Below are 6,160 nucleotides of genomic sequence, written 5' to 3'. Positions count from 1 at the left end.
ATTACTTTTTAAATAAAAGCCACTTGCAATAGCTGGTCCAAGTGCACCAACTATATGTAATATTCTTCCTATAAATGTCTCTAATCCCCAAATATAAGATTGTGTAAATATGGCAAGAAGCCCCCAAGATATATAAGTAATTCCAAATGTAAAACAAAGATAATTTTTTAAATTCTTTTTGTCAATTTCTGTCATTTTATCGCCCTTATCTTGATTATTTTATGAATAATATTTTTACTGCTTCTTAGTTGCTCTCGATTTATAACTAACTATATTTTATCACAAAAATGCAAAAAAAGCCTTACAATCAAGGCTTTTCATTATTGATTCATTCCAAGAATTCTAGACTTTTACAAGCAAACTTACACACTCCACGTAGCACGAGTGAACACTAAGTATTCCATGTAGTCTTGTCTGTATATGGAAACATATCTATAAACCTTTTAACGATATCATAAAGTTATCGTTAAAAGGTATTACTTCGGCAAACTGGGATTTATATCATTTATGTTTTCTCATAATCCATATAAAAACCAAAAGTGCAAAAATGGTATAAGCGATAATTGCAAAAATAGATGCTTCTAATCCAAAATCGCCACCTGTAATCCATCTATTTCCTGAAGACAATACGAAATTATAGATAGAATCACCCTCACTTTTTGTTCCGAAATGAATAATATTGCCAACAAAAACCATATTTCAGATACCATGGACAATTGCACTATTCCAAATAATATTGCTCTCAATTGCAATTAGGGAGAATAATATACCAACCAATGTACCAGCAATTATCAACTGAACTATACTAATTAGATCTAAATCACTGCCTACTATATGCAAAATTCCAAATACTATTGATGGTAGAAATATTGCTATCGAGCGGTTCCATCTTTCCTCAAATATGCTTAGAATTACCCCTCTAAAGACACTTTCCTAAACAATGCCCGTAGCTAGTCCGTAAAACAACAAGGAAGATGTTATGATTTCCAATTTATGTTCTCCATTTCCTGCTGTAAAAATCCCTCCCGATAGTATTAAGCAGGCTATAACAAAGCCAGTCATAGTAAATGCAAGTATGAAATATTTAAAATGCAATCTGACTGGTGTTATCCTGTAGATGGATAAACTTCCTCTTAATAGTCTTTTTGTAAGTATCTTCATCCCTAAAAGGAAAACCGATATATACATAAGTGCTGATATAATATTTGCAATCCATACAGGAATACCAATTTTTGCAATAAATGTACCTACTCCTAATGCTATCCCCTGTGATACTGCTAAGCAAGAAATCGCCAAAAAACTTCCTAATATAACTTTCCGAGTTGAATTTTTTTTATCTTCCATAAACCACCACTACAAATTCTAATCTCTCTTTACTTGAAAATAAATCCCATTATATAATCTCATAAACTCTTTAGCAAACTTTGTTACAAGTTCATGATTAAGTGCAGCTGCTGTGGCAGAATGTATACACCCATTTACATTTTGTAACTCAAGCATACTACAATTTTTGGCTGGATGACTTCTCATAAATCATTAACAAGAAGAATCCTAAAATCAAAATCATATGCTTCAATTCCTAGATTTCTTTGATTTTAAGTTTTTTCTAACCTTTCACTTTTGTACTTTTGACATCAATACCACGCACTTAACATGTAATAGTTAGGCTATTTCCAAACATATCCACAACTATTATATTACTTGATGTTTAAGGCTTTTGTAACTATTTTGTCTTATCATCCTTTCTTTTTTAATTAGGCTATTATGATGTTATATCAGCTAAATATTAAAATTTAATAATAGGTCATAATTTCTTGTATTAAATCTTTTTCATTACGATTATCATGTACATAATCCATATACTGAGGTCTTCCTGTTTTTAAATATAATAGCCATCCCTGCAATGATGAAATATAATCATCTTCTAATGTAGATAAGCTTGAATATTTACCTACATACATATTACCTGAACACCATAATTCATGTCTCACTGGATATAAATAAGAACCTTCATCTCTTTCTATTACTTTTGCATATCCATTTTCATCAATTACAAGCTGATTATCTAACCTATCATCTGCATATCTCATAGCCACCTCAATTTCCTGCTTAGTAAACAAATGTATGGGTTTTCCGCATCTAATTGCTCTCACCGAAAAATATGTTTCGTATTCTAGCTCTGCCAAACCATTTTGTTTAAGAATTTCGGAAACTCTTTTTTCAAGATTATATTCTAAATCAATAGTTGCTTTTCTATCATAAAGACAAAAACATTTCTCATCTGAATATGGATTCATTTTTTTAATGTGTCCATCTGTACAAATATAATAATTCATTTCTTCAAATAGTCCTAAAGAAATTTCATTTCCCGAAGGTAAAAATTCAAAGACAAATTTTATAGTCGCGGAATTCGTCAATGGACAAATTTGGAGCATATCGCAAAAGTCCCAATTCATAAAATTTTGTTTTATATAATCTTTGCTTTTTTTACGCTCTGAATATTTTTTCTTTCTATTAGATACATCGTATTCCTTAAACAAATCTTTTTTAAACGGATTTTTATTAAATTCTCCCAAATTTAATATTCTATCTTCTATTTCTTCATCCGGTAAACCCTTAAACTCATCATTACTCTTTATATACTGATATAATTTTGAATAAAGATTTAACAGCCATTCGATATAATTTCTAAATTCACTAGCACTGCAATCACCATGTCTTCCATCATATGTTCCATTTATTCCATTGTACGGTCCATTTTTTAATACAATTAAGAATTTTCCCCTAATATAACGGTATACTGTTTGAAATCCTTTGGGCAAAGGAATTGCTGTTTCATAATCATAAACACCGTATTGTGCATACTGAGCCGAAACATAATGGGCAGGATAATCCTCAACTAAATGTTCATTATCACAATCGTCTTCTGCGCTAAGAATAGGAGATAATTTGTCAAATTCCAACAGAAAATAATTCCACCTGTAATTTTCATTGAACCCTTCAAAATATAATATTTTTGGTCTTACTATATAACAAAAACCTGATGTATCATACAATTTTATACAGTTCTCTTCATCTGCTATTTCTGCAAAAGAAAAGTCCAATCCACCTTTATCATGAAAAAGCATATGATTATATGCAGGTGTTTTACCAATAATATTTAGAATCTCCACAATTTTATTAATATTCCTCCATGATGATGATTCTGGAGGATTGAGTCCAAATAACTGTTTATTTAGGAAATTCCAGTCACTGGCTTGAGATTTATCTATGTCAGAATATACACCAATCCAATTAATTAATCTTTCCTTAAATTCCTCAATTGTTGGACGAACATCTGGATTATTATCAGTAGAATCTTTGAGAAGTTCATCTATTTCTACAAGATGGGTGTTTTTATATTGCTCCAAATAGCGTAAACTATGGCTAGGATCTAAATAATTATATACCCCATCAAATCCTTTTTCATTATTAGTTAAAAACATCCACATTGTTTTTGCTAACGAAAAAGCATCTGCTTTTTTACTATCTGCTTTTTTAGGATTTCGCTTCATTTCTGGTGCAATAGTAAAAATTGCTCCAAGCCCTTTATCAGATTTAGTAAAGTCATCTGTATTATTTGGAAAATCAACTAATCCAAAATCACCAAATGCAAATCTGTTATTGTAATAATAAATATTAGAAGGCTTTATATCACGATGACAAATATCTTTTTCATGTAGCTTTTCTAAAGTTTCACTTAAAGAAATTATTCCCTTAACAATTTCTTCAATATCTAATTTATTTTCAAGTATATAATCTACTGCAGATATTGCAATAGGCATTGTATACCAATATTCTTCAACAGAAAATCTATAGATAGGAATAATTCCCTCTATTATTTGATAATTATCTTTTATGGTGTTTATTTCATTAACAAAACGACTGTGTTTCTCTTTTCCCCCAACAACTAAAACTTTTAAAGCATATTCTTCATTATCTTCTTTACATTTTACACGATAGACTTTTGCATTTCCGCCTTCTCCTAATTCATCAATGATTTCATAATAATTATTCCAGCTTTTTTGTTTTGCCATATACAAACTCTCCTTAACCGTACCAAATAATCTATATATTACTTCTCTTTAGAACTATACTTTTCGTTTTTCCTCTTACTACCATTTTCCTCTTTCACAATACTACTCCTCCGACCTTTCTCAATCTGCACTGCCTCAAAAGTTTCCTTTGAAATTATCGCAGGGTTGTTTTCTGATGCCATATACTGAACATCGCTTTTTCCTGATTTAAAAAGTTTAACATCACCAGTATACTTCTCATTACTCAGCATAACATCAATCGTTCTCTTACACCATTTCTCTTTTCCGGTTGGAGAGAGAATCTTTCTTTTTTCGAGTTCCCTGATAATGCCTAAAATACTTTGACCGCTGAGATATAAATCAAATATCAGCCTAACATTTTTAGCCTGTTCTTCATCAATAACCAGCTTTCCATCAGCATCATGTTTGTAACCATAACACTTTCTATCATAGAGTTTCGAAGTCCCCTGTGCTGCACGCTGCTTAATTCCCCATTTTATATTTTCACTTCTTGACTCGTTTTCACCTTGTGCAAGTGCTTCAACAATTGCTATCATCAAGTCACTGTCTGTATTTTCAGTATCCAATTCTTCCTGCTCAAACATTACATGAACACCAAGCGTTTTTAATTGATTAAGAGCATCTAATATTTCAACCGTATCTCTGCCGAATCTACTAATATTTTTCGTTATAACTATATCCAGCTTTCTTGAACGGCAATTGTCAAGTATCTGATTGAACTCTTTTCTGGATGAACCTGTTTTACTTGTAGCAATGTCTATATAAACGTCAGCTAAAACCCATTGCAGCATTGAGGCAATCAATCTGGTCAAATGCGATATTTGAGCAGTCAGGCTTTGAAGGTGATCCATGCTATTTGTACTTACACGACAATAAATCCCGACACGCTTTTCCCTTTTTGGCTTCGGGGGAATATAATAAACGTTTGAATTATTCGGCATGTTTTCTCACCTACCTGCACTTGTCTAATCAACATATGATTAGAATTTATCAATGGTGATTAGTCTATTTAATCATCATATCAACTCACCCTTGGAATAGTAATCTTATCAACTCAACCTACCCCATATCTATTCTGTCCACTCAACTATCCTCATGGATATGTTCCCAAGCCCTTGATTTTAGGGCGTTTGACAGGATTATTGGCATCATAAAATAGAATTCCAAATTCCACAAACACTCTGAAATCAAGAGGTTTTCACACTCTTATTTTTCAATCCTTGACATCAATACTACCGTCTCCACATGATGCGTTTGCGGAAATAAATCAACCGGCTGGACTTTCTTCAGTTCATATCCTAACTCTTGGTAGAGTTTGATATCACGCGCCATGGTTGCAACATTGCAGGAGATATAGGCAATACGGTCTGCTCCTGTTTGAGCGCTTGCTTTGATAAAGCTCTCGGTCAATCCCTTGCGTGGTGGGTCAACCAAGATAACGGTTGGTTGGATACCTTCCTTGAGCCAATTCCTCATGGCATTTTCAGCTGTGTCGCAGACATAGTGGGCATTTGTGATATTGTTTAATGCAGCATTCTTCTGGCTATTCTCAACTGCTTCTGGGATGACCTCAACTCCATAGACTTCCTTAACATGTTTCGCAACAGAGAGGCCAATCGTTCCAATCCCTGAGTAGGCGTCGATCACCACATCATCTGCTTTTAATCCTGCAAAATCAATAGCTGTTTGATAAAGTTTCTCTGCCATTTCAGTATTTACTTGATAAAAAGCTGGCCCAGCGATTTGGTAGTCATTTCCCAACATCTGGTCGATAATATAGTCTTGACCATAAAGAGTTTTCCACTCCTTGCCAAAAATCGCATTGGTATTCTGGTCGTTGATATTTTGCATGACAGACACGATCTCTGGGAACTGCTTGATAAGGTGTTCAATCAATTGCTCCACTCGGAAAACTTTCGGACGAGTTGTTACTAAAATGACCATGATTTGTCCTGAATAGTGCCCACGTCGCACTACAAGATTTCGAATCAAGCCAGACTGTTCCTTTTCGTCATAAGGTTTTAAATCAAAACGACGAAGCAAATCTCGAAGGGCTACTATGA

Annotated in this window: 5 protein-coding genes and 2 pseudogenes; all 7 read right to left on the bottom strand. The window is 33.1% G+C overall.

The features are described 5' to 3' along the window. Positions 1 to 195 (bottom strand): annotated as a pseudogene (locus GMD4S_RS13180) (CPBP family intramembrane glutamic endopeptidase); the annotation flags it as partial. Between the two features lie 306 nt (positions 196 to 501). Continuing rightward, the gene (locus tag GMD4S_RS11310; RefSeq protein ID WP_000232313.1) at positions 502 to 696 is read right to left on the bottom strand and encodes a hypothetical protein; all 195 of its coding nucleotides are present in this window, start codon (positions 694 to 696) and stop codon (positions 502 to 504) included. A 3-nt stretch (positions 697 to 699) separates the two neighbouring features. Continuing rightward, positions 700 to 921 (bottom strand): annotated as a pseudogene (locus GMD4S_RS14025) (CPBP family intramembrane glutamic endopeptidase); the annotation flags it as partial. Between the two features lie 12 nt (positions 922 to 933). Continuing rightward, positions 934 to 1,344: a hypothetical protein gene (locus GMD4S_RS11305; RefSeq protein WP_000389611.1), complete on the bottom strand. Its 411-nt coding sequence runs from the start codon at positions 1,342 to 1,344 to the stop codon at positions 934 to 936. Between the two features lie 449 nt (positions 1,345 to 1,793). Continuing rightward, positions 1,794 to 4,076 (bottom strand): protein kinase domain-containing protein, encoded by a 2,283-nt coding sequence (locus tag GMD4S_RS11300; protein WP_001118805.1) that lies wholly within the window; start codon positions 4,074 to 4,076, stop codon positions 1,794 to 1,796. 38 nt (positions 4,077 to 4,114) lie between these two features. Further along, positions 4,115 to 5,038: a recombinase family protein gene (locus tag GMD4S_RS11295; protein WP_001133496.1), complete on the bottom strand. Its 924-nt coding sequence runs from the start codon at positions 5,036 to 5,038 to the stop codon at positions 4,115 to 4,117. 265 nt (positions 5,039 to 5,303) lie between these two features. Then, the coding region (gene rlmD, locus GMD4S_RS11290) for a 23S rRNA (uracil(1939)-C(5))-methyltransferase RlmD (RefSeq protein ID WP_000563458.1) at positions 5,304 to 6,160 on the bottom strand (857 nt) is incomplete at its 5' end.

Source organism: Streptococcus sp. GMD4S, assembly GCF_000296955.1.
The sequence above is the reverse complement of the archived record's forward strand: the minus strand, read 5'-3'. Positions and strand labels throughout refer to the sequence as shown.

Bases quoted from the DNA above. Each gene is read 5' to 3' on its own strand.
- GMD4S_RS11310 (WP_000232313.1), bottom strand. From the start codon at position 696: ATGGTTTTTGTTGGCAATATTATTCATTTCGGAACAAAAAGTGAGGGT.
- GMD4S_RS11300 (WP_001118805.1), bottom strand. From the start codon at position 4,076: ATGGCAAAACAAAAAAGCTGGAATAATTATTATGAAATCATTGATGAA.
- GMD4S_RS11295 (WP_001133496.1), bottom strand. From the start codon at position 5,038: ATGCCGAATAATTCAAACGTTTATTATATTCCCCCGAAGCCAAAAAGG.
- GMD4S_RS11305 (WP_000389611.1), bottom strand. From the start codon at position 1,344: ATGGAAGATAAAAAAAATTCAACTCGGAAAGTTATATTAGGAAGTTTT.